A 22,106-nucleotide genomic window follows, 5' to 3' on the forward strand; every position below is an offset into this window, starting at 1 on the left:
GCGGACGATTATGACTAAGAATATGATACAAGACCAAGCAAGCGGACTACGCCGCTTAACACAACCCTCACTCACCAAAGTCATTGCAGTGACTGGCGGTAAGGGGGGCGTGGGCAAATCAAATGTGACTTTAGGTCTCGCGATTTGTATGGCTCGTCAGGGCAAAAAGGTCATGGTACTTGATGCTGACCTTGGTTTGGCAAATGTTGATGTAATGCTGGGTATACGGGCGAAGAAAAACCTTGGCCATGTATTAGCAGGCGAATGTGACCTACAAGATGCTATTGTTGAAGGACCGTACGGAATTAGAATTATTCCTGCGACGTCAGGGACGCAGTCCATGACGGAGCTGTCCCACGCACAACATGTCGGTTTAATTCGCGCTTTTGGCAGCTTAGAAGATGAGATGGACGTGCTACTCATTGATACTGCTGCTGGGATCTCAGATATGGTAGTGAGCTTTTCACGTGCGGCTCAGGATGTGGTAGTTGTGGTCTGTGATGAACCAACTTCTATCACTGATGCATATGCTCTGATCAAACTTTTGAGTAAAGAACACCAAGTTCAACGATTTAAAATTGTTGCTAATATGGTCAGAAGCTATCGTGAAGGGAGAGAATTGTTTGCAAAGTTGACCTTGGTCACAGAGCGATTCTTGAATGTTAGCATTGAGCTCGTAGCATGTATTCCATTGGATGATAAAGTTCGACAAGCTGTGAAAAAACAAAAGATTGTCGTGGATGCATTTCCTCGCTCGCCAGCGTCATTAGCCTTGGGTTCGTTAGCAAATAAAGCTCTAACTTGGCCAATTCCTAAGACACCGAGTGGACATCTGGAGTTTTTTGTAGAACGCTTACTTCATAGAACAGAGATGTTAGAGGAACCATTTGGTGAATAAGGCATTGACCTATGACCAATACGCAAATCAAAACAGTCAGCGAGCATTTTTAGAGAAATACTCGGTGCTGGTGAAGCGGATTGCTCACCATTTACTCGGACGATTGCCGCCGAGTGTACAGGTCGAAGACCTTATTCAGGCTGGGATGATCGGCCTTTTAGAAGCCCAAAAAAACTACGATGGCAGTAAAGGAGCCAGCTTTGAAACCTATGCTGGTATTCGCATCCGTGGTGCTATGCTTGATGATATACGCCGCGGGGATTGGGTCCCTCGCTCTGTTCATAAAAACAGTCGAGAGATCAGTCAGGCCATAGCTCAATTGGAAGGGGAACTGAATCGAGACCCTACTGATGCTGAAGTGGCTAAGCACCTTGATATAAGCCTGACGCAGTACCACAGTGCATTAACTGACATTAACTGCTCTCGATTGATCGGTATTGACGATTTAGGTGTGTCAGAAGATGCGATTTCGCATGAAGATGCAGACGGAGAAAATATCCCGTTTCAGGGTGTCGCAGATGAATATTTTCGTACGGCACTTATAGAATCCATTAAATCACTTCCTGAAAGAGAAGCTCTAGTACTTTCGCTTTATTATGATGAAGAGTTAAACTTGAAGGAAATCGGCGAAGTTATTGGTGTTAGCGAGTCGCGCGTTAGCCAGATACTAAGCCAATCAATGCAGCGTCTACGCACTAAATTGAGTGTTTGGACAAATAATGACTAGAAATCACTGATATCGAACTCAGTGGAGGCAATTTTGAATAAAAACATGAAGATCCTTATTGTTGACGATTTTTCAACAATGCGCCGTATCGTTAAGAACTTACTTCGTGACTTAGGTTTCAATAATACTCAAGAAGCGGATGACGGCTTAACGGCGTTACCAATGCTAAAGAAGGGTGAGTTCGACTTTGTTGTGACAGACTGGAATATGCCAGGAATGCAAGGCATTGACCTTTTGAAGCATATTCGTGCCGACGATGAACTTAAACACCTACCTGTTCTGATGATCACGGCAGAAGCGAAGCGTGAACAGATCATCGAAGCTGCGCAAGCAGGTGTTAATGGTTACATTGTTAAGCCATTTACTGCAGCAACATTAAAAGAAAAATTAGATAAAATCTTTGAGCGTTTATAAGTCAAGGAATTGACGATAACGCGAAAGGCCAATTCAGAATGATTTCATTAGAACAGGCAAAGCACCTCGTAGAGTTGTTAGAGAACGACCAGCAGGAAGAAGCTGACAAACTTGTTAAAAATATACATGAAGGTTCAGCAAACCCTATGCTGCAAGAAATAGGCGAGCTGACTCGTGATCTCCATGAGTCTATCAAGCAATTTAGCCTTGATGAACGTATGAGTCAGATTGCCAATGACGAAATCCCAGATGCTCGGGATAGGCTTCAGTATGTGATTGACAAAACAGAAACAGCAGCGAACAAAACTATGGATGCTGTCGACCGTTGCATGCCAATAGCCGATAACCTCCATGAGGGCCTACTTCAGGTTCGACCTCAGTGGAATGAGCTCATGCATGGGCGTATAGAACTCAATGAATTTAAAGCGCTTTGCCACCGTATTGACGCCTTACTAGGTGAGGTTGAGGGCGATAGCTCTGAACTTAGAGGTCAACTGACCGAGATTCTAATGGCTCAGGATTTCCAAGACTTGACGGGTCAAATTATTAGCAGAGTGATTACTTTAGTTAATGAAGTTGAAGGCCGTTTGGTAGAAATACTGACAGCATTTGGTGCTAGCCAGCTAGAAGATGCTGCAAACAATAAGAACAATTCATCGATAGACCCAGAGGGACCGATTCTCAACCCTCATGAAAGGGAAGATGCGGTTTCATCACAAGACGAAGTCGACGACTTACTCTCGAGTCTTGGGTTTTAGAGGTAACTTATGAGCTATGAACTAGACGAAGACATTCTACAGGACTTTTTGGTCGAAGCCGGAGAAATCTTAGAGCTTCTTTCAGAGCAGTTGGTAGAGTTGGAAAATAACCCTGATGACAAAGACCTTTTAAATGCAATCTTTCGTGGTTTCCACACTGTCAAAGGCGGGGCTGGTTTCCTCTCATTAACCGAATTGGTAGATACTTGTCACGGTGCGGAGAACGTGTTCGATATTTTGCGCAATGGACAGCGCCAGGTATCTGCAAGTCTCATGGATACCATGTTGACAGCGTTAGACACTGTTAATGAACAGTTCCAAGCAGTACAAGACCGTGAGCCTTTGACTTCTGCCGACCAATCTCTGTTGGATGAATTACATCGCTTAAGTCAGCCTCAATCGGCGGATGAAGATGAATCAACAGGTGCCACAGCACCCGCTGAACCTGAGGTCGTAGAAGAACCTGTGGTTTCTCAGGAACCTGTTGTCACTGAGCCAGCTGCTGAAGAGCCAAGTTCTGAAACGGTCTCTGCAGGTTCTATTGATGAAATTACGCAAGATGAATTTGAAAAACTGTTAGACGAGCTACATGGTGAAGGCAGTGCGCCGGGAGCCGGAGCCGATACAACCCCAGAAACCCCAGCCGTTCCATCAGCTCTCGATGGTGACATGAGCGGTGATATCACAGATGATGAGTTTGAAAAACTCTTAGATGAATTGCACGGAACCGGGAAAGCGCCAGGGGAAGGGGCAGCGGCTACCCCGACGGCTTCTACACCACCTCCAAGCAAACCTGAATCACCGGCTCCGGCATCTGGCGGTGACAGTGACCTCATGACGGATGCCGAATTTGAAAAGCTTCTTGATGATTTACATGGTTCAGGAAAAGGCCCTTCTGTTGAAGAGTTGGATGCGGCAACTAAACCTATAGCACAAAATACCACACCAGCTCAGGAGCCTGCTAAAGCGGCTGCTGCTCCGAAAGCCAGCACAACTGCGGCTGCACCAGTCACTTCGGCGCCTAAACCTAAAGAGACAGCCGCGCCACCTGCCAAAAAAGAAGCCGCGCCGCCAGCAGCACAAGCCAAAAAGCCTCAAGCAGAAGCTACAGTGCGTGTTGACACTTCAACACTGGATACCATTATGAATATGGTGGGTGAGTTGGTTCTTGTCCGCAACCGACTATTGAGTCTAGGCTTGAATAGTAACGATGAAGAAATGTCTAAAGCGGTTGCTAACCTAGATGTTGTTACTGCGGATCTACAAGGCGCAGTAATGAAGACTCGTATGCAGCCAATTAAGAAGGTATTTGGCCGCTTCCCTCGAGTGGTACGAGACCTTGCCCGGAGCTTGAAGAAAGATATTAATCTTGAGATGCGTGGCGAGGATACCGATCTGGATAAAAACCTGGTTGAAGCCCTTGCAGATCCACTGATCCACTTAGTGCGTAACTCTGTTGACCACGGTGTTGAAATGCCAGATGACCGCGTTAAAGCGGGTAAGCCAAGAACGGGTAAAGTTATTTTATCTGCTTCACAAGAAGGTGACCATATTGAACTTGCCATTGTGGATGACGGTGGCGGTATGGATCCTGATAAGCTTCGAGGCATTGCTGTTAAGCGCGGTATAATGGATGAAGATGCCGCATCGCGTTTGACCAACAAAGAGTGTTTTAATCTGATCTTTATGCCTGGCTTCTCTAGTAAAGAGCAGATTTCGGATATTTCTGGCCGTGGTGTTGGTATGGATGTGGTGAAAACAGCCATCAATACTTTGAATGGTTCCATTGATATTGACTCGGAAATGGGTAAAGGCACTAAAATTACGATCAAGGTTCCATTAACCTTAGCGATTCTACCAACCTTGATGGTAGGTGTTGCCGGACATCCATTCGCTCTACCGCTAGCAAGCGTTAATGAAATTTTCCACCTCGACTTGAGCCGCACTAACGTTGTTGATGGGCAGTTGACCATTATCGTTCGTGAGAAATCAATCCCGCTATTTTACCTTCAAAACTGGCTTGCCCCACAAGCTGGAGACGTAGAGCTTCGTAAAGGGCATGGTCATGTTGTTATCGTCCAGATTGGCAGTCAGCGCGTAGGTTTTGTTGTGGATACCTTGATTGGGCAAGAAGAAGTGGTCATTAAACCACTTGATAGTATGCTCCAAGGCACGCCAGGAATGGCGGGTGCGACAATTACCAGTGATGGACATATCGCGCTTATTCTGGATGTACCGGATTTGCTCAAGCAGTATGCAGCTGCTTCTCGAATCTAAGTCGTAGAACTAAAAAGGATAGCTATGGCGATTAAAGTTTTAGTAGTAGATGATTCGAGTTTTTTTCGTCGCCGAGTCAGTGAAATAATCAACTCTGAACCTCGCCTTGAGGTTATGGATGTGGCGACTAATGGCAAGGAAGCCGTTGAAAAAGCAGTCAGACTGAAGCCAGATGTCATTACGATGGACATTGAAATGCCAGTAATGGACGGAATCACCGCCGTCCGTGAAATTATGGCCAAAAGCCCAGTGCCAATTTTAATGTTCTCCTCGCTCACACATGATGGTGCAAAGGCGACACTGGATGCCCTCGATGCCGGAGCACTGGATTTTTTACCGAAGAAATTTGAGGATATTGCGCGCAATCGTGATGAAGCGGTGTCTTTGTTGCAGCAACGAGTTATTCAAATCTCTTCTCGCCGTACATTTATGCGCCGCCCTGCGGCAAAACCTGCATCAACGCCCAGTCCGGCTGCGAGGTCAGCAACTTCGACAACTGCGACTCAACGTGCGACTCGTCCAGTTACGTCATCTGCAGCGAAGCCAGCGGCTTCAGCGAGATTTAAGTCGAGTGGTAAGAAGTATCAGCTCACAGCTATTGGTACTTCAACTGGCGGCCCCGTTGCTTTGCAGAAGATTTTGACTAAATTACCAGCAAACTATCCTCACCCTATTGTGTTAATCCAGCATATGCCAGCGACGTTTACTGCTGCCTTTGCGAGTCGCCTGAATTCTTTATGTAAAATTCAAGTGAAAGAAGCAGAAGATGGCGATGCACTGAAACCAGGAGTGGCTTATTTGGCTCCGGGTGGTAAGCAGATGATGATCGATGGTCGTCCGGGCTCAGCTAAGTTGCGCATCATTGATGGTGGTGAGCGTATGAATTACAAGCCGTGTGTGGATGTGACATTTGGTAGTGCGGCAAAAATATACTCAGATCAAGTACTTTCTATGGTCCTGACAGGTATGGGAGCGGATGGGCGTGAAGGCGCTCGTATGCTTAAGAGTGCTGGCTCGACCATCTGGGCACAGGATGAAGAAAGCTGTGTTGTATATGGCATGCCACAAGCGGTTGCTAAAGCTGGTATTTCCACAGAAGACCTACCATTAGACCGTATCGCAGAGCGTATGCTGGTCGAAGTTGGTTTGTCGTAGGAGTAGTAGCGCATGATTGTTTGGAGTATCGCAAACCAAAAAGGAGGCGTAGGCAAGACAACGACTACGATTACTCTGGCTGGTTTGTTGAGCAAACAAGGTAAAAGGGTACTACTTGTTGACACGGACCCCCATGCTTCTTTGACGACGTATTTGGGGTACGACTCTGATGGTGTTCCAGCAAGCTTGTTCGATCTCTTTCAATTAAAGGAATTCAACGAGCAAAGTGTCTTGCCGCTGGTGATGAAATCTGACATTGAAGGTATTGATATCATTCCTGCACACATGTCACTCGCAACTCTGGACCGAGTGATGGGGAATCGCAGTGGCATGGGGCTCATTCTAAAGCGAGCGATGATGGCAATAAAAGACCATTATGATTACGTTTTAATAGATTGCCCGCCGATACTTGGCGTTATGATGGTGAATGCACTAGCGGCAAGTAATCGAATCCTCATCCCTGTTCAAACTGAATTTTTGGCGATGAAAGGTCTTGAGCGGATGGTTCGTACGCTCGCGATTATGCAGAAATCACGCAATAAAGCGTTTAATGTCACCATTGTTCCAACCATGTATGACAAGCGTACAAGGGCGTCATTACAAACTTTACAGCAATTAAAGAAGGATTATCCTGACCAAGTATGGTCTTCTGCTGTGCCAATCGATACTAAATTTAGAGATGCCAGTTTAAAACATCTCCCAGTTTCACACTTTGCTTCTGGGAGCAGGGGTGTTTTTGCTTACAAACAGCTGTTGATCTACTTAGAGAGGTTAGCGGTGAATGAGTAGTGATACTTTACTATCAAGTGAACAGGCGCTGGATGAATATTTTTCTGCGCTACTTGATGAAACGGTTGAATCTGAAGAGTTTCTAGAAGAGATAGTCAGTGCTCAGGATTACTTGCCAGAGCCAGAGCCAGAGCCAGAGCCAGAGCCAGAGCCAGAGCCAGAACCTGTCATGCAATCGGTAGAAGAAAAGAGTTACTACTCGGCACTCACAGCAGAAGTAGAAGTGCCAAATTTGGATGATGTGGAGAGACTGCTAGAGCAATTGGAGTCTACCAATCCGGTTGCTGAGCTTCAGCTTGAAGAAGTGATGGAGCAAAATACGGTTCAGATTGCTGAAGCGAAAGTGGCGATAGAAGAGATTCAGGAATGGGATGTTGAAACTCCTGATGTAGCCGAAGTTATTGCTGAACCAGATATTTCAGTAGAAGTAGAAACAGAGCTTGAATCTGAGCCTGAAATCATCACCGAAAATGCAGACCAAGTAGAAGTTCAGCCTGAAACACAGACTGGTGATAGTGGTCTAGGCACTTGGCACTCTACGGAGCGTGATATTGAGTTTCAGGTTCTCTATTTTGATGTCAATGGTGTTACGTTTGCAGTGCCATTGGATGAACTCGGTGGTATTCATCGAATTGCCGAGTTAAATCACTTAATAGGTCGCCCTGATTGGTACTTAGGTTTGCAAACCAGTCGTGAAGCTCAGCTTGATGTGGTTGATACAGCGAAGTGGGTCATGGCGGAAAAACTGTCTGATGAAACCTACAAAGATGATTATCAATACATTGTGATGCTGGATGAAAGTATGTGGGGCCTTGCTTCCACACAGTTAATGGGAACAGAATCACTGAATCCAGAGAAAGTGCGTTGGCGTAAAACAGCAGGAAAACGCCCTTGGCTCGCAGGTATGGTTAAAGAAAAAATGTGTGCTTTGATCCATGTTGAAGCATTGATAGCTATGCTTAATGCAGGACTTGATGTAAAAGCCTTAGATAAATAAAACATTTATGCCGATTTAGGCTTAGAGAGGAATAGGTATGTCTCAAACTAATGAAGTCGAAGTAAGAAAAGATCAGTCCAATGACGAAGTACTTCAGTGGGTGACGTTCCAGCTTGAAGAAGAAACTTACGGCATCAACGTAATGCAGGTACGTGAAGTGCTTCGCTATACAGAGATTGCCCCTGTACCAGGAGCGCCTGATTACGTTCTGGGTATTATCAATCTACGGGGCAATGTTGTCACAGTGATTGATACTCGTTCACGCTTCGGTTTGATGGAAGGTGAGATCACGGATAACACGCGTATTATCGTGATTGAATCAGAACACCAAGTAATTGGTATTCTTGTCGATAGCGTTGCTGAAGTGGTTTATTTACGTTCTTCTGAAATCGATACCACACCAAGTGTTGGTACGGATGAGAGTGCTAAGTTTATCCAAGGTGTGAGCAACCGCGATGGTAAACTACTGATTCTTGTTGATCTGAATAAACTTCTCACCGATGAAGAATGGGATGAGATGGCACACCTGTAATGGATGCAGTTGTATTTGCAAATGCTCCTGTGATTGCGGGGGTTGCTGCACTGGTTGTACTGTTGGTTATATTAGCTCTTTTTCGAATTAAGAAAGGGCAGCGTTTGATAGCTGATCATTGGCGGCAACAAAATAGACACTTGGATAAAGAGTTACAGAAAGCGAACAAGCAGTTGCTTGAGGTACGCTCAGTGGTTGTTGGGCTAGGTCAGCGTGTCAGTGAACAGCAAGATATCATCCAGCATCTGAATGAAAGAATATCAGAACTAGAACAAGAAGATGGTGACGGACGTCTGTACTCCAGAGCGACGAAAATGGTTCAGTTGGGGGCAGATGTCAATGAGCTGATTGAAGAATGCGAATTACCAAAAGCTGAAGCTGAACTGATGCTGTCTCTGCAGAAGAAAATTGCAGGTAAAGAGAAAGTCCCGCCTTTGCGCGCTAGCGATGAACAAAAAAAATCAGCTGTTCGGCGAAAAAGTGCCAGAAAGTAGTAATAGGAAGGATGCCAGCGGCATCCTTTTTTGTGTTCAAATGTAACCATTTAGTGGTGGTTGAAATGAACCATGGTAGATTATTAACATAATCTTACCGAGTTTCGTGATTCGCGTGGGGCTAATTCTATTTTGTGTGAGAGTGGCTGTGGTACTATACCCACACAAAATTTATGTAGTGAATGTCCATGTTAGAAGTATCTCAGCTGACCGCCATCAGGGATGAAAGAGTTCTCTTTGAATCCCTCTCTTTTGTTATTAATTCCGGTGAGTTAGTCCAGGTGGAGGGTCGAAATGGTACAGGAAAAACGACACTGTTGAGAATCGTTACTGGGCTTGGCGATAGAGAAGATGGTGAGATATTTTGGAATGGCGAAAACATAGAATCCAATCGAGATGGTTACCATCAAGACTTGTTGTTTCTAGGCCATCAAACAGGCGTAAAACGTGAACTGACTGCCTACGAAAACTTAAGATTTTATCTCAATGTACATACTCGTAAACTCGTAGACAAAGAGACCATTTTTAGTGCCCTTATGAAAGTAGGGCTGGCGGGGCGTGAAGATGTCCCCGTTGCGCAGTTATCGGCTGGCCAACAGCGTAGGGTTGCGCTGGCACGTTTGTGGCTGAGTGAACACAAACTCTGGATTTTAGATGAGCCTTTAACGGCGATCGATAAGCAAGGAGTTAAAGTTCTGGAGTCACTCTTTCTCAGTCATGCTGAAAATGGGGGCATTGTGATACTGACGACGCATCAGGACATGTTTGCTGATAATCCAAAATTAAGAAAAATAAAGCTGGGTGAGTAGTCATGTTTGCAACGATGAGTAGTATTATCCGACGAGAACTGCTGATTGCTTTTCGCCGTCAGGCAGACATTTTCAACCCTCTGTGGTTTTTTATTATCGTTATCACGCTATTCCCGTTGAGTATTGGGCCTGAACCTAACCTCTTGGCTCGTATTGCCGCTGGTATCGTTTGGGTGGCTGCTCTTCTTTCGGCACTATTATCTCTTGAAAGGTTATTTAGAGATGACTTTCAGGATGGGGCTTTGGAACAAATGATGCTAATGCCTGTCCCATTGCCTGTCGTGGTGATTTCAAAAGTGATTGCACACTGGGTGCTGACGGGGTTGCCACTGATTTTAATTAGCCCTTTATTGGCTATTTTGCTTTCCCTGGATATGAACTCGTGGCTGGCTGTTGTCACCACCCTGCTGATTGGCACACCTACGTTAAGTTTCATTGGAGCAATCGGGGTGGCATTAACGGTTGGTTTACAAAAAGGTGGCGTGCTACTGAGTTTGCTCGTGTTGCCTTTGTATATACCAATATTGATTTTCGCGACATCAGCGATTGATGCAGCATCACTGGGAATGGCATACAACGGTCAATTGGCCATACTTGGTGCCATGTTTATGGGCGCAATGACCTTGACGCCATTTGCTATCAGTGCGGCTTTGCGTGTAAGTGTAAATTAATTGTTTTCGATCAAGCACGAAAAATTCCCTTTATATAAATTACAAAACTAATAATTGTCAAAATCAGTCCGTGAGACGTAACAAGACAACACTGAAGTAAGAGTGAGAATGACGATGTGGAAATGGCTTCATCCTTATGCCAAGCCCGAAACCGCTTATCAGCTATGTGGTAAGCTTTTGCCCTGGTTTTCCATATTAGCCCTACTGTGTTTATCGGTCGGGACAGTATGGGGGCTGGCCTTCGCCCCTTCAGACTATCAACAAGGCGACAGTTTTAGGATTATCTACATCCATGTCCCTTCTGCGATTTGGTCAATGGGCGTATACATGTCCATGGCCATCGCTGCATTTATCGGTTTAGTTTGGCAGGTTAAATTGTCGGATATGGCGGCTTCCGCAATGGCTCCAATTGGTGCAGTGTATACCTTCATTGCTCTACTGACGGGAGCGGTCTGGGGGAAACCAATGTGGGGAGCATGGTGGGTGTGGGATGCGCGCTTAACCTCTGAGCTGATTCTTTTGTTCCTTTACTTGGGTGTGATTGCGTTATACCACGCATTTGATGACCAGAAAACAGCGGCCAAAGCGGCAGGTATTCTGGCGATTGTTGGTGTTGTGAACTTACCGATTATTCATTTCTCAGTAGAGTGGTGGAATACCTTACATCAGGGAGCGACTATCACTAAATTTGCAAAACCTTCCATATCTAGCGATATGCTCTGGCCGTTGTTGTTGAACATCTTTGGTTTTGCATTTTTCTTTGGTGCGGTGACTATGATTCGCCTACGTAATGAGATTATCAGCAAGGAGAGTCACCGTCCGTGGGTGATTGCTTTAGCTCAGTCTCAGAGAGGTAATTAAACTGATGCATTTTGAATCTTTGAGCGATTTTTTCGCAATGGGCGGTTATGCCGGCTATGTTTGGAGCGCTTTTGGTATCACATTTTTTTCGATGTTTGTTCTGCTTACGGTGAGTATCCGTCGTGGCAAAAAGCTGTTGAATGAAGTGCAGTCGAAAGTTGACAGACAAGCGCGTATTGATGCGGCTAAAAATTTGGAGAACACACTATGAATCCGAGGCGTAAAAAAAGGCTGGGAATTGTCTTAGCCATTTTCATTGGTATTGGTGCAACTGTTGGCTTAATGCTCTACGCACTGAATCAAAATATGGATCTATTTTATACACCAACGGAGCTCGTAGACGGTAAACCCGATGGCACGAAACCTGAAGTCGGCCAGCGGCTGCGTATCGGTGGTATGGTTGTTGAGGGGTCGGTACGACGTGACCCTGAGTCATTGCGCGTTTCTTTTGACTTACATGATGTAGGCCCGAAAGTGACTATTGTTTACGATGGAATTCTCCCTGACTTATTCCGTGAAGGGCAGGGGATTGTTGCCCAGGGTGTTCTTAAAGATGCCACTACGGTAGAAGCATTTGAAGTGTTGGCTAAGCATGATGAAGAGTACATGCCGCCTGAGATAGCGGAAGCGATGAAGAAAAATCACCAGCCGCTCGAATATACAGAACAACAAAAACAAGGAAGCGGTCAATGATTGCTGAGATTGGCCATTTTGCCATGATTGTTTCACTGGCGATGGCAGTACTGTTGAGCATACTGCCATTAGTCGGTGCATCACGAAATAATACAATGTTGATGAACACCGCAAGACCGTTGTCTTGGGGAATGTTCCTACTTCTATTACTCTCTTTCGCTGCTTTACTTTGGGCTTTTTATACCAATGATTTTACACTGAATTACGTTGCGACTAACTCAAACAGTCAGTTGCCTTGGTACTACCGCCTGACTGCGGTCTGGGGAGCTCATGAAGGTTCTCTGTTACTTTGGGTATTGATTCAAGCGGCTTGGACGGTTGCAGTAGCAACATTTAGTCGTGGTATGCCTCAAGAATCGGTTGCGCGAGTGCTTGCTGTGATGGGGATGATCAGTGTTGGTTTCTTACTGTTTATAATCGTCACCTCTAACCCATTTCTTAGAACATTACCGTTTTTCCCTGTTGATGGGCGAGATCTAAACCCGCTACTCCAAGACCCTGGGCTGATCATTCATCCGCCTATGCTGTACATGGGTTATGTCGGTTTCTCTGTCGCTTTCTCGTTCGCTATCGCCTCATTGATGACAGGACGACTCGATACGGCTTGGGCACGTTGGTCACGACCATGGACCACAGCCGCTTGGCTGTTCCTCACTTTGGGTATCGCACTAGGCTCTTGGTGGGCTTATTACGAACTTGGCTGGGGTGGCTGGTGGTTCTGGGATCCTGTCGAAAACGCGTCGTTTATGCCTTGGCTAGCAGGTACGGCGCTGATGCACTCGCTTGCAGTGACAGAAAAACGCGGCACTTTCAAAGCGTGGACGGTACTGTTAGCTATTTCAGCGTTCTCATTGAGTTTATTGGGTACGTTCCTTGTTCGCTCCGGCATTCTTGTTTCAGTTCACGCGTTTGCTTCCGATCCCTCACGAGGAATGTTTATTCTTGGCTTCCTAGTGTTTGTCATTGGTGGTTCATTACTCCTATTTGCATTAAAAGGTGCCACGGTTAGAGTTCGCGGTAACTTTGATCTTGTATCGCGTGAGAACGCACTACTTGGCAATAACGTGTTATTGATTGCTGCTTTAGTGGTTGTCTTAGTAGGAACACTATTACCGTTAGTACATAAGCAGATCGGCCTTGGTTCTGTTTCTATTGGTGCGCCATTCTTCGATATGCTATTTGCTTGGCTAATGATCCCATTCTCGTTCTTGTTGGGTATTGGTCCGCTGATTCGTTGGAAGCGCGATAATCTCTCCAGCTTGCTTAAACCTATGCTGATATCCGGTGTAGCGTCATTCGCTCTGGCGGGTGTTTTTGTCTACCTGTTTGCTGACTTTTTCCAATTCATGGCATATCTAGGTTGGGTGATGGCATTGTGGATTATCTTCATGCATGGTTTTGAGTTGTATGAACGAGCGACCCATCGCCACAGCTTTGCTGTCGGAATTAAGAAATTGCAGCGAAGTCATTGGGCGATGATGATGGGGCATATTGGTTTAGCAGTCAGCATTATTGGTATTGCCATGGTGCAGAATTACAGTATCGAACGCGATGTACGTTTGGCTCCTGGTCAGCACTACAACATGCAAGGCTATGACTTCTATTTCCAAGGTCTGCGTGATAAAGATGGCCCGAACTATGACGGTTACATCGCAGACTTCGAAATCACTCATAATGGCAAATACATTAATACGCTTCATGCAGAAAAGCGTTTCTACCGTACCGCTCGCTCAATGATGACAGAAGCCGCAATTGACCGAGGCGTCACTCGTGATTTGTATATTGCGATGGGAGAGCGTTTGGATGACAACAAGTCTTGGGCTGTCCGTATTTATTACAAACCCTTTGTTCGTTGGATTTGGGCTGGCTCGTTGCTGATGGCATTGGGCGGCGCAATTGCTATTAGCGATAAGCGTTACCGGTTCAGAAAAAGCGTGAAACCGCAGGAGGCATAATGAGTAAGAAACTTCTATTTATTCCACTGTTGGCGTTTTTAGGTTTGGTGGCAGTATTCGCTACTCAGTTGGTGAAGAACTCACATGGTGATGATCCAACTAAACTTGAGTCTGTTCTGGTAGGAAAGTCCGTGCCTGAGTTTCGTTTAGAAGATCTGGCTGAGCCGGGCAAACTCTACGATCAATCAATTTTTAAGGGTGAGCCTCTACTTTTAAATGTATGGGCGACGTGGTGCCCAACTTGTTACGCAGAACACCAATATTTGAATGAACTTGCAGCCCAAGGCGTTAAGATCATCGGGATGAACTATAAAGATGATCGCAGTAAAGCCGTGCAATGGTTAAACGAGTTAGGCAACCCTTATTTGATCAGCTTGTTTGACGGAAATGGAATGTTAGGTTTGGACCTCGGGGTTTACGGTGCACCGGAAACCTTCTTAATCGATGCGCAAGGGAAAATCCGTTATCGTCACGTTGGTGATGTTAACGAGCGCAACTGGAATGAAACGCTCAAGCCTATGTATGAGCAAATGCTAGTGGAGGCAGGGCAATGAAAAAAATGATCCTTGCTGTACTAGCCGCAATGGCTTTTTCTCTCGCTGCAAATGCTGCTATTCAAATTTATGAGTTTGAAAGCCTAGAACAAGAGCAGCAGTTCAAGGAGCTAGGAAGTACACTTCGTTGCCCAAAATGCCAGAACAATACGATCGCGGATTCTAATGCCGAGCTGGCTGTCGACTTACGGCAAAAAGTGTATGAAATGACAAAAGAGGGCAAGTCGAAACAAGAAATCATAGATTATATGATTGCTCGCTACGGCAACTTTGTCACTTATAACCCACCGTTCACCATTGCAACGGCAATTTTGTGGTTAGGTCCTCTATTTGTGGTTGTATTTGGCTTTGGTTTTATTGTCTTAAGAACGCGTTCTCGAAAAGAGCAAACTGTTCAAGATTCAACATGGGATCAAGACAAAGAAGCACGCTTGAAAGAGCTGCTGAATAATAAGAATGATGGAGATAAGCAGTAATGACATTATTTTGGGTAGCTTCAGTCATTCTTGTTGTATTGAGCTCAATTTTTATCGCGCTACCGATCATACGTAAGAAAGCCAATAATGATGAAGCGTTACGTGATGAGCTGAATAAAGCATTTTACAAAGATCGTTTATCCGAACTTAAAGAAGAAGCCGAAGAAGGCTTGGTTGAAAATCAGCAGGACCTGATTGATGATCTGAAGCAGTCTCTATTGGATGATATTCCAAATGAGCAGCAGAAAGAAAGCGTCAGTGGTATTTCACCGATGGCCGTCCTTGTCCCGTCCGTGCTTCTTGTTGTTGTTCTATCTTATGCGATGTACATGAAGTTTGGTGCTTCAGATAAAGTCGTAGAATGGCAACAAGTCAGTGCCAACTTACCAGCTTTGTCGAAAAAATTAATGGCACCGGAAGGAACAGCGTTGAGTGACGACGAAATGCGTGATTTAACGTTAGCATTACGTACCCGTCTTCACTATCAGCCTGATGATTCAACGGGTTGGCTGTTACTCGGTCGTATCGCTCTTGCGAATAGAGATGTGGGAACTGCCATTGGAGCAATGAAAAAGGCTTATAAGCTTGAGTCTGAAAACACCGATGTCAAATTGGGTTATGCTCAGGCACTGATGTTGTCACAGGATGAAATCGATCAAGACAAGGCTCGAAAGATTCTTGGTGAGTTGGTCCAAAGTGATTATGTGGACTTGAGGGTATTCTCGTTATTAGCTTTTGATGCTTACGAGCGTAAGGATTATTCAGCAGCGGTCCGCTACTGGGGGATTATGCAGCAGATGATTGGCCCGCAAGACAGTCGCTACGAAATGCTGTCACGCAGTATTGAGAATGCCCAGAAGCAAATGGGTGAACATGTTGCTAGTGGCAAGTCAGTGTCTGTTTCTATATCGCTCAGTGATCAAGTTCAAGCGGCCCCTAATTCAGTATTGATAGTCTCGGTGCATACCGCTGATGGAGCTCCTATGCCAGTTGCAGCAGCTAGGTATCCACTAGGTTCTTTTCCAAGGACTGTGGTTCTAGATGATGGGAATAGCATGTTGCAAGATCGTAAGCTATCGTCATTGGAGTCTTTGATGGTAAGAGTGCGTCTTGATAGCGATGGAAACGTTGCAACTAAACAAGGGGACTGGTTTGGTGAGAGTGAAGCCGTTAAAATGGGTCAACCTGTTGAAGTTATAATTGATAAGCAGTATCAATAGATACTCGTTATGAATGTACAGAGACCGGTGTTTTTCACCGGTCTTTTTTATGGAAATTATAATAATGAAGAGCCTCAAGTCTCATATATGGGTTGTTGCTTGCACGTCAATATTTCTTTTTGGCTGTGCAGGGTCACCTCAGGAAAATGCAAACTCAACGTCAGTCGAATCAGAAGTGAATGATCCGTTCGAAGGATTTAACCGAACAATGTGGTCGCTCAATTACGATTATTTAGATCCTTACTTCGTCCGCCCTGTTTCCTTAGCTTATGTGAATTATGTTCCTGATCCACTTCGCCATGGTGTGTCAAACTTTCTTGGTAATTTGGATGAACCAGCAAGCATGATTAATAACCTAGTGATGGGGAATGGGGAGAAAGCTCTCGATCACTTTAACCGTTTTTGGATCAACAGTACTTTTGGCTTACTCGGCCTTATCGACATTGCTTCCGAAGCTGGAATTACCGATCATAATGATAAAGCGTTCAGTGATGCGGTAGGCCACTATGGGGTAGGTAACGGCCCGTATGTGATGGTGCCTGGGTATGGCCCTTGGACCGTACGTGAGTCCACGGATATTGTCGATGGTTTGTATGTTCCCCTTTCATTACTCAACTTTTGGGCTGGCTTAGGGAAGTGGGCGCTAGAAGGCATGGAGACGCGCGCGGCATTGGTGTCTCAAGAAGCGATGCTAGAAGATTCACCGGACCCTTATGCATTAACACGTGGTGCCTATCTCCAAAGGCAAGACTTCAATGCGGAAATCGAACCTGAAGACGATTACGATGCAGAAGAAGAAGCTTACCTAGATGAGTACTTAGATGATGATTTCTAGTAGAAAGGCTTGGTCAGTGACCAAGCCTTTTCTTTACTGGATAGTTTATTTAGAACTTGTAATTCGCCTGAACACCAACTAGCCAGATATTACCACTGGCTTCACCAACAAATTGCCCACCGACTAATTCAGCTGCTTCATCTGATGCATAACCACGTGATTCGGTGATCGGCGCATCTTTCGCAAGAATATATGTTAGTCCACCATCTAGGGTGAATTGTTTTGTAAACTCATAGCTTGCACCCAAGCTTAACCATGTACGTTCGGTTTCTGGAATAGTAATTGTGCGGTTCTTATCACTCACCGCTGAGGTGTCGTAAGCAATACCTGTACGAAGAGCCAGTTTTTGATCAAGCTGATAGGTTACACCAATAGCAAAGCGGTAGTTGTCTTCCCAATTTTCAACCTTAACCATTTTAGTACCATAGGTATCAAGCTGTGCTTCAAGTTTCTCGAAGCTGCTCCAATCCGTCCAGTTTAAGCTAGCATGGATGGCTAGTTTTTCCGTTAACTGATGGAAGCTTGCTAGTTCTGCCGTTGCAGGTAGGGCGAGATCCATAGAGCCGTTGTCGCGGTTACCATTACTAAGGGATGAATCAAAACCAATACCCGTTGCGTAGCCCTCAAGCTTTAGATCAATTTCAGATTTGTAAGTAAAACCAACTCTATGCTCTTCATTAATTTGCCAAGCTGTGCCGACTTGCCAGCCCCAAGCTGTATCATCACCTTCCATGTATTTTAAAGTGGTTCCCTTGGAAGCGGAAATTGGAGTCGTACCTACTACACCAATGACGTTGTTTTCCGGCGTTTTTGCGCCAAAGCTACCTTCGCCCATCACGTAACGTATACCACCACCAAAGCTAAATTTTTCATTAAGCTTGTAAGCTGCATTTAGGTTGGCTTCCATTGTTGTGACGCTGGCTTCATTACCAAAGTGTGCAGCTGCAAAGTCATCACCTAGGTTGGTTTCCATGCCGTAGTTAGTACTCATGGCAAAGCCGACAGCGACTTTCTCAGAGTATTTATGGGAGAGATAAAAGTTAGGAATAACGGCGTCATTCGCGAAATCATTAGAAGAGGCATTTGATGTAGGAAGGGTCGGATTTGATGACTGGGAACCGTCCACGTTACCACTAACATCAACATTAGGGTTTACATAGATAGCGCCGACAGAAACTTGAGTACCCTCAAGGTAGGTCAACATTGCAGGGTTACGCCACTGCGCACTGGCATTGTCAGCTATAGCGGCTTCACCTGCGTATGCTCGGCCTAAACCTGTTGCTGAATACTCAGCGAGCTGGAAACCCGCTGCATTTACGGATGCCGATGCTGAAAGAAGGCCACCTGCCACTGCAAGAGATAGAAGAGTTTTGCTTGTTTTCATTTTAATGTTCGCTGGATGATTTATAAATTCGTCCAGCGATAATAGTTTTAGAGCTATTGCTTTAAAAATTAAAAACAGTGTAAATCTTATATTTAATATAAAATTTCAACAAACCCAAATTTACATCATTAAAATTCTAAATGTTAATGACTTGTTTTTGTGTTTGAGCGTACACGTGTGGTGTGAAAATGTGATTTATGAGTACAGGCGTAAGCTGAAAGGAAAGAAAAACAACACCTTGGATAGGAATTCAGGTTTGCTGAAAAAGAAAAGGGTCAGCATAAGCTGACCCCTTAAAGCTATAAGCTGCTATAAATTAAAACTTGTGAGTGTACTGCACACCAAATAGCATAGCTGTTGCTTGTGTTTTGGCATCTAAAGTTACAGAGTTAAGTTGGTCGTTAACTTGTTTCTCTTTACTTGTTAGATATGTAAAGCCAACATCGATAGCTTGATCTTGGTTTAGATGATATGTTGCACCCGCGGAGAACCACTGACGGTCAGAGTCTGGTACAGAGACTGATGTTAGCTCATCCTGTACACCTTCATCAAACATGTAGCCGACACGAGCTTCCCAATTTTGGTTAATGTAGTAAGTACCACCAATTGAGTAGTGGAAAGTGTCTTGCCACTTATATTCTTTAATCTGCGTGCCACTAGTAGAGCCCAATTCTTCGAAGTCATCCCAGCTAATGTACTGGATGCTGTAGTGAACTGCGAACTTAGTATCTTCTATACGGTGGTAACCTGAGAATTCAGCTCGTGATGGTAGGGCAATTTTTACTTTGCCAATGTCTTCTAGTTGTTTGGTTGTTGAGTTGTATTGTTTAGCTGTACCACCAGCTTCGATTTCTGGACTGTAATGGTAGCTCAGACCAAAACGGTTGTTTTCGTTGAGTTCGAATACAGTGCCTAGGTTGAAACCTACTCCAATACCATCAACATCAACATCAAGCAATTGTTGTTCAACGGTGCCGTCGAAGTTTGTATTGCGTTTTAGCTCCCCTTGGCCGTAAATTACGTCAAGGCCACCACCGATGCTCCATTGATCGTTTATTCTGTATGAGGCAGCAAGAAGTAGGTTCAATGAACTTAGGTTAGTAGTTCCACCAAAAGCATCAGCACCTGGAACAGTAACAACAGATGGGGAAGTGATTATGGTGCCTGTACCCTGGCCCCAATTGCTGTCGAATTCATTAGTAGTTGCGTAGTTAGAGTATAAGCCTACGCCAACGGCAATTTTGTCGTTTACTGGATGCAATACATAGAGATTAGGGACGAAAGAAGTAGCGTCATTTGTAGTATTTAGGTTTTGATCGCCAGTAAATGAATGGCTAACGTCTTTAACATCTACTTCTGAGTCAATGATGTTGAAGCCGAGTGACATTTCAGTACGATCAAAAAGAGCCATCGCAGCGGCATTACGTGCCATTGCTGAAGCATTATCAGCAATAACGGCATCACCGGCAAAGGCTCGTCCTAAACCAGTCGCTGATTGAGAGTTAAGTTGAAAACCTGCAGCGAGAGCTTGCTGCGAAGCCATTGTGGTTGTGGCAATGGTCACTGCTAGAAGTGATTTTTTAAACAGACGCGTCTTGTTCATTTTTGCTTTTTCCTTTTTCTGTTCGTCTCTACCGGACGTTATACTCGAGCAAAAGCTCAGTGGTGGCTGATACTAGACTCAAGTATAAAAGATAGAAATCCGACCATTGCCTAATTGGATGATAAAATTATGGAAATGATGTCTATCTGGCAGGAATATGCTGAAAAAAACTTCTTTTTAGAGCTTGAGCTCTAATTTTATGCTAAAAAAATGGCTTGAACGGTATGCTCAAGCCATGAAGTAAGTCACAAAATGTTAATATTTGGTTAACTCATAGGTTTGATGATAGTCATCAGGTTTTCGGCGATTTTAGCCACATCTTCACCTTCTTCTCCGACTAAGATTAAACTGGTCTGACCGACAGGTTCTACAACACCCGCCATCCCCTCTTTCTCGAAGTCGACAGTTTTGTCAGAAGATATACCTGTAAAAAACAGGGTGACTTTGCCTTTTTCACCTCTGAAAACCATGTGAAGTGCATTTGACGGACCAAAACCACAATGATTGAGGTAGTAAACGTGATAAGGGAAGTTTTCACCGAGCTGATGATCAAACGGCATCATCTTGGCGTTGATCTGCGATGAAGCGACGTTTTCATCCAAGTGTTCAACAAATGGCTTTTCATCAATGACGTGTTTGATGGCAGTATCCGCCAGGCTGGCTTGTGCTGGTGATACTACGATGTTGCCCCAGTTTACCTGCCCGATAAGTAAACCAAAGACAAAAGCAATCGATGCGGCCATAGCCATGCTTCGTCTAACAAAACTTGGTCTAACGATATTTGATTCGGCGCTTGATGTTTGATTGAACAATATTCGATCGGCTAAATCCTCAGGCACATTGACATTCATCGCTTTGGCGATTTGAGCGTCAAGATCAAGAATATCATCGGCGAATTTGCCATTGGCGTCATTCGACTTAATAGCCTCTAAAATATCACTGTCTCGGTCTTTAGGATCGGACATGATGCGACGACGAAATTCTAATTCATCCATTTTGCTGCCCTCTATGACTGTTTGCTGTATCCAGCATGTCTTTCAGTTGATTTCTTGCTCTGAACAGACGAGTCATTACCGTGTTCTTATTCAGGCCTAATATTTCACCTATCTCTTCTCCACTGAAGCCACCGACGACTTGTAGGAAAAGTGGTTCGCGATATTCATCTTCTAGTTTCATGATCTGCGCTTGGACCCATTCCGACTGATGATGTGGGTCATCACTGACCTTTGCATCATTACCGTGGTCATCAATGTCGACCAAATCAAACTGTTTTCTTTCGAAGCGTCGGGCGTTTTCTCGTCTCAATATGGTAATGAGCCAAGACTTTGCGGCTTTTTCATCTTGTAAGCTATCTAAAGACTTCCAAGCTCGTAAGCAGGTTTCTTGTACTAAATCTTCTGCGACTGATTGATCTTTACATAACCAGTAAGCATAACGGTACAGGTCCCTATGGTACGCTCTGACAAGCGCTTCGTATTTTCTTTGTCTGTCCATATCCGAGTTGACCGGACTGCTGGACTTTTTCTTCCCAAAAAAATTGATGACTGACACATGAGCCTCCAAATTTGCTCTGTGGTTTGTGGTTAAACGCCTGTAGATAGAGGCTGTTGCACGAGGCCTGAATCAAACGGGAATGTCCAACTTTGTATAGCAGTGAATGTTCTCATTGCTACGGAAAGAGTGAAACCTAGCCAATAGATTTTATAAAACTCAATAAGAGAGATAAATCCACCTAAACTTGATCTATTTCAAAATCTAATGAATTTCAAAGGTTATAGTACTCCTTGTCATCTAGTTGGTCTTATGACTAACAAGTTGAGCAAGATGACACTTCCTTTTGAAGGCTGACTTTACTTTCTCCTAATCAGGAAACTGATTATTTTCAATTGGCGTAAGTTAATTGTTTTATATATTCCGACCACACAATTCTGTGTGGTTTTTTTTTGCCTAGTATTCTTCGTTGTTGTAACTATAGTTGATAGTATCTTAAGCTAACAGATTGGG

24 protein-coding genes are annotated in these 22,106 nt (G+C 44.6%); 20 read left to right on the forward strand and 4 right to left on the reverse strand.

All coding sequences use genetic code 11. The features are described 5' to 3' along the window. Nucleotides 1-10 precede the first annotated feature (10 nt). The 20 genes from L1D15_RS15655 to L1D15_RS15750 all read left to right on the forward strand — a co-directional run bounded on the left by L1D15_RS15655 (nucleotide 11) and on the right by L1D15_RS15750 (nucleotide 17,115). Nucleotides 11-898, forward strand: coding sequence for a MinD/ParA family protein (locus L1D15_RS15655; protein ID WP_239867661.1), 888 nt, complete (start codon nucleotides 11-13; stop codon nucleotides 896-898). Continuing rightward, entirely contained in the window at nucleotides 891-1,625 is a 735-nt protein-coding gene (locus L1D15_RS15660; RefSeq protein WP_239836872.1) for an RNA polymerase sigma factor FliA, read from the forward strand. The genes L1D15_RS15655 and L1D15_RS15660 overlap by 8 nt, the downstream gene beginning before the upstream one ends. A gap of 45 nt (nucleotides 1,626-1,670) precedes the next feature. Continuing rightward, the gene (gene cheY / locus L1D15_RS15665; RefSeq protein WP_006879571.1) at nucleotides 1,671-2,039 is read left to right on the forward strand and encodes a chemotaxis response regulator CheY; all 369 of its coding nucleotides are present in this window, start codon (nucleotides 1,671-1,673) and stop codon (nucleotides 2,037-2,039) included. A gap of 38 nt (nucleotides 2,040-2,077) precedes the next feature. Beyond that, nucleotides 2,078-2,797 carry a protein phosphatase CheZ gene (locus L1D15_RS15670; RefSeq protein ID WP_239836871.1) on the forward strand — a complete coding sequence of 240 codons (720 nt, stop codon included), beginning with the start codon at nucleotides 2,078-2,080 and terminating at the stop codon, nucleotides 2,795-2,797. Between the two features lie 9 nt (nucleotides 2,798-2,806). Further along, nucleotides 2,807-5,074 (forward strand): chemotaxis protein CheA, encoded by a 2,268-nt coding sequence (locus tag L1D15_RS15675; protein ID WP_239876379.1) that lies wholly within the window; start codon nucleotides 2,807-2,809, stop codon nucleotides 5,072-5,074. A gap of 24 nt (nucleotides 5,075-5,098) precedes the next feature. Beyond that, the gene (locus L1D15_RS15680) at nucleotides 5,099-6,229 is read left to right on the forward strand and encodes a chemotaxis response regulator protein-glutamate methylesterase (protein WP_239867667.1); all 1,131 of its coding nucleotides are present in this window, start codon (nucleotides 5,099-5,101) and stop codon (nucleotides 6,227-6,229) included. A 12-nt stretch (nucleotides 6,230-6,241) separates the two neighbouring features. Continuing rightward, nucleotides 6,242-7,018, forward strand: coding sequence for a ParA family protein (locus L1D15_RS15685; protein WP_239836868.1), 777 nt, complete (start codon nucleotides 6,242-6,244; stop codon nucleotides 7,016-7,018). Further along, nucleotides 7,011-8,015 (forward strand): chemotaxis protein CheW, encoded by a 1,005-nt coding sequence (locus L1D15_RS15690; RefSeq protein WP_239876380.1) that lies wholly within the window; start codon nucleotides 7,011-7,013, stop codon nucleotides 8,013-8,015. The genes L1D15_RS15685 and L1D15_RS15690 overlap by 8 nt, the downstream gene beginning before the upstream one ends. 37 nt (nucleotides 8,016-8,052) lie before the next feature. Beyond that, a complete protein-coding gene (locus L1D15_RS15695; RefSeq protein WP_006959436.1) occupies nucleotides 8,053-8,547 on the forward strand; it encodes a chemotaxis protein CheW in 495 nt (164 codons plus the stop codon). Then, nucleotides 8,547-9,041 (forward strand): DUF2802 domain-containing protein, encoded by a 495-nt coding sequence (locus tag L1D15_RS15700; RefSeq protein WP_239876381.1) that lies wholly within the window; start codon nucleotides 8,547-8,549, stop codon nucleotides 9,039-9,041. The genes L1D15_RS15695 and L1D15_RS15700 overlap by 1 nt, the downstream gene beginning before the upstream one ends. A 188-nt stretch (nucleotides 9,042-9,229) precedes the next feature. Then, on the forward strand, nucleotides 9,230-9,850 hold the full coding sequence (gene ccmA / locus L1D15_RS15705) for a cytochrome c biogenesis heme-transporting ATPase CcmA (RefSeq protein WP_239876382.1): 621 nt from the start codon (nucleotides 9,230-9,232) through the stop codon (nucleotides 9,848-9,850). A 2-nt stretch (nucleotides 9,851-9,852) separates the two neighbouring features. Beyond that, complete coding sequence (gene ccmB / locus L1D15_RS15710) at nucleotides 9,853-10,521, forward strand: heme exporter protein CcmB (protein WP_239836864.1); 669 nt, start codon at nucleotides 9,853-9,855, stop codon at nucleotides 10,519-10,521. Nucleotides 10,522-10,635: 114 nt separating this feature from the next. Further along, nucleotides 10,636-11,382 carry a heme ABC transporter permease gene (locus L1D15_RS15715; RefSeq protein ID WP_239876400.1) on the forward strand — a complete coding sequence of 249 codons (747 nt, stop codon included), beginning with the start codon at nucleotides 10,636-10,638 and terminating at the stop codon, nucleotides 11,380-11,382. Nucleotides 11,383-11,386: 4 nt separating this feature from the next. Next, the gene (gene ccmD / locus L1D15_RS15720; protein ID WP_239867676.1) at nucleotides 11,387-11,593 is read left to right on the forward strand and encodes a heme exporter protein CcmD; all 207 of its coding nucleotides are present in this window, start codon (nucleotides 11,387-11,389) and stop codon (nucleotides 11,591-11,593) included. Continuing rightward, nucleotides 11,590-12,075 (forward strand): cytochrome c maturation protein CcmE, encoded by a 486-nt coding sequence (gene ccmE / locus L1D15_RS15725; protein WP_171748606.1) that lies wholly within the window; start codon nucleotides 11,590-11,592, stop codon nucleotides 12,073-12,075. Before ccmD ends, ccmE begins: the two co-directional genes overlap by 4 nt. Continuing rightward, a complete protein-coding gene (locus L1D15_RS15730) occupies nucleotides 12,072-14,030 on the forward strand; it encodes a heme lyase CcmF/NrfE family subunit (RefSeq protein WP_239876383.1) in 1,959 nt (652 codons plus the stop codon). Before ccmE ends, L1D15_RS15730 begins: the two co-directional genes overlap by 4 nt. Then, nucleotides 14,030-14,584 (forward strand): DsbE family thiol:disulfide interchange protein, encoded by a 555-nt coding sequence (locus L1D15_RS15735; RefSeq protein WP_239867683.1) that lies wholly within the window; start codon nucleotides 14,030-14,032, stop codon nucleotides 14,582-14,584. Before L1D15_RS15730 ends, L1D15_RS15735 begins: the two co-directional genes overlap by 1 nt. Then, entirely contained in the window at nucleotides 14,581-15,060 is a 480-nt protein-coding gene (locus L1D15_RS15740) for a cytochrome c-type biogenesis protein (protein ID WP_239836859.1), read from the forward strand. Before L1D15_RS15735 ends, L1D15_RS15740 begins: the two co-directional genes overlap by 4 nt. After that, a complete protein-coding gene (gene ccmI, locus L1D15_RS15745; protein ID WP_239867686.1) occupies nucleotides 15,060-16,280 on the forward strand; it encodes a c-type cytochrome biogenesis protein CcmI in 1,221 nt (406 codons plus the stop codon). Before L1D15_RS15740 ends, ccmI begins: the two co-directional genes overlap by 1 nt. A gap of 64 nt (nucleotides 16,281-16,344) precedes the next feature. Beyond that, complete coding sequence (locus L1D15_RS15750) at nucleotides 16,345-17,115, forward strand: VacJ family lipoprotein (protein WP_239836857.1); 771 nt, start codon at nucleotides 16,345-16,347, stop codon at nucleotides 17,113-17,115. Nucleotides 17,116-17,164: 49 nt separating this feature from the next. Here L1D15_RS15750 and L1D15_RS15755 read toward each other — a convergent pair whose 3' ends face one another. The 4 genes from L1D15_RS15755 to L1D15_RS15770 form a co-directional block, all read right to left on the reverse strand. Then, nucleotides 17,165-18,499, reverse strand: a complete 1,335-nt coding sequence (locus tag L1D15_RS15755) for an outer membrane protein transport protein (RefSeq protein WP_239876384.1) — start codon at nucleotides 18,497-18,499, stop codon at nucleotides 17,165-17,167. A 316-nt stretch (nucleotides 18,500-18,815) separates the two neighbouring features. Next, nucleotides 18,816-20,102 carry an outer membrane protein transport protein gene (locus L1D15_RS15760; protein WP_239836855.1) on the reverse strand — a complete coding sequence of 429 codons (1,287 nt, stop codon included), beginning with the start codon at nucleotides 20,100-20,102 and terminating at the stop codon, nucleotides 18,816-18,818. 266 nt (nucleotides 20,103-20,368) lie between these two features. Then, complete coding sequence (locus L1D15_RS15765) at nucleotides 20,369-21,097, reverse strand: DUF3379 domain-containing protein (RefSeq protein WP_239876385.1); 729 nt, start codon at nucleotides 21,095-21,097, stop codon at nucleotides 20,369-20,371. Continuing rightward, the gene (locus L1D15_RS15770; RefSeq protein ID WP_239836853.1) at nucleotides 21,090-21,665 is read right to left on the reverse strand and encodes a sigma-70 family RNA polymerase sigma factor; all 576 of its coding nucleotides are present in this window, start codon (nucleotides 21,663-21,665) and stop codon (nucleotides 21,090-21,092) included. The genes L1D15_RS15765 and L1D15_RS15770 overlap by 8 nt, the downstream gene beginning before the upstream one ends. Nucleotides 21,666-22,106 lie beyond the last annotated feature (441 nt).

Origin of the sequence: Vibrio sp. Isolate25, assembly GCF_022398025.1 — a bacterium.
Lineage (GTDB): Bacteria > Pseudomonadota > Gammaproteobacteria > Enterobacterales > Vibrionaceae > Vibrio > Vibrio coralliilyticus_A.

Coding starts and splice junctions, on each gene's coding strand:
- L1D15_RS15655 (WP_239867661.1), top strand. CDS start 11: ATGACTAAGAATATGATACAAGACCAAGCAAGCGGACTACGCCGCTTA.
- cheY (WP_006879571.1), top strand. CDS start 1,671: ATGAAGATCCTTATTGTTGACGATTTTTCAACAATGCGCCGTATCGTT.
- L1D15_RS15670 (WP_239836871.1), top strand. CDS start 2,078: ATGATTTCATTAGAACAGGCAAAGCACCTCGTAGAGTTGTTAGAGAAC.
- L1D15_RS15675 (WP_239876379.1), top strand. CDS start 2,807: ATGAGCTATGAACTAGACGAAGACATTCTACAGGACTTTTTGGTCGAA.
- L1D15_RS15680 (WP_239867667.1), top strand. CDS start 5,099: ATGGCGATTAAAGTTTTAGTAGTAGATGATTCGAGTTTTTTTCGTCGC.
- L1D15_RS15685 (WP_239836868.1), top strand. CDS start 6,242: ATGATTGTTTGGAGTATCGCAAACCAAAAAGGAGGCGTAGGCAAGACA.
- L1D15_RS15690 (WP_239876380.1), top strand. CDS start 7,011: ATGAGTAGTGATACTTTACTATCAAGTGAACAGGCGCTGGATGAATAT.
- L1D15_RS15695 (WP_006959436.1), top strand. CDS start 8,053: ATGTCTCAAACTAATGAAGTCGAAGTAAGAAAAGATCAGTCCAATGAC.
- L1D15_RS15700 (WP_239876381.1), top strand. CDS start 8,547: ATGGATGCAGTTGTATTTGCAAATGCTCCTGTGATTGCGGGGGTTGCT.
- ccmA (WP_239876382.1), top strand. CDS start 9,230: ATGTTAGAAGTATCTCAGCTGACCGCCATCAGGGATGAAAGAGTTCTC.
- ccmB (WP_239836864.1), top strand. CDS start 9,853: ATGTTTGCAACGATGAGTAGTATTATCCGACGAGAACTGCTGATTGCT.
- L1D15_RS15715 (WP_239876400.1), top strand. CDS start 10,636: ATGTGGAAATGGCTTCATCCTTATGCCAAGCCCGAAACCGCTTATCAG.
- ccmD (WP_239867676.1), top strand. CDS start 11,387: ATGCATTTTGAATCTTTGAGCGATTTTTTCGCAATGGGCGGTTATGCC.
- ccmE (WP_171748606.1), top strand. CDS start 11,590: ATGAATCCGAGGCGTAAAAAAAGGCTGGGAATTGTCTTAGCCATTTTC.
- L1D15_RS15730 (WP_239876383.1), top strand. CDS start 12,072: ATGATTGCTGAGATTGGCCATTTTGCCATGATTGTTTCACTGGCGATG.
- L1D15_RS15735 (WP_239867683.1), top strand. CDS start 14,030: ATGAGTAAGAAACTTCTATTTATTCCACTGTTGGCGTTTTTAGGTTTG.
- L1D15_RS15740 (WP_239836859.1), top strand. CDS start 14,581: ATGAAAAAAATGATCCTTGCTGTACTAGCCGCAATGGCTTTTTCTCTC.
- ccmI (WP_239867686.1), top strand. CDS start 15,060: ATGACATTATTTTGGGTAGCTTCAGTCATTCTTGTTGTATTGAGCTCA.
- L1D15_RS15750 (WP_239836857.1), top strand. CDS start 16,345: ATGAAGAGCCTCAAGTCTCATATATGGGTTGTTGCTTGCACGTCAATA.
- L1D15_RS15755 (WP_239876384.1), bottom strand. CDS start 18,499: ATGAAAACAAGCAAAACTCTTCTATCTCTTGCAGTGGCAGGTGGCCTT.
- L1D15_RS15760 (WP_239836855.1), bottom strand. CDS start 20,102: ATGAACAAGACGCGTCTGTTTAAAAAATCACTTCTAGCAGTGACCATT.
- L1D15_RS15765 (WP_239876385.1), bottom strand. CDS start 21,097: ATGGATGAATTAGAATTTCGTCGTCGCATCATGTCCGATCCTAAAGAC.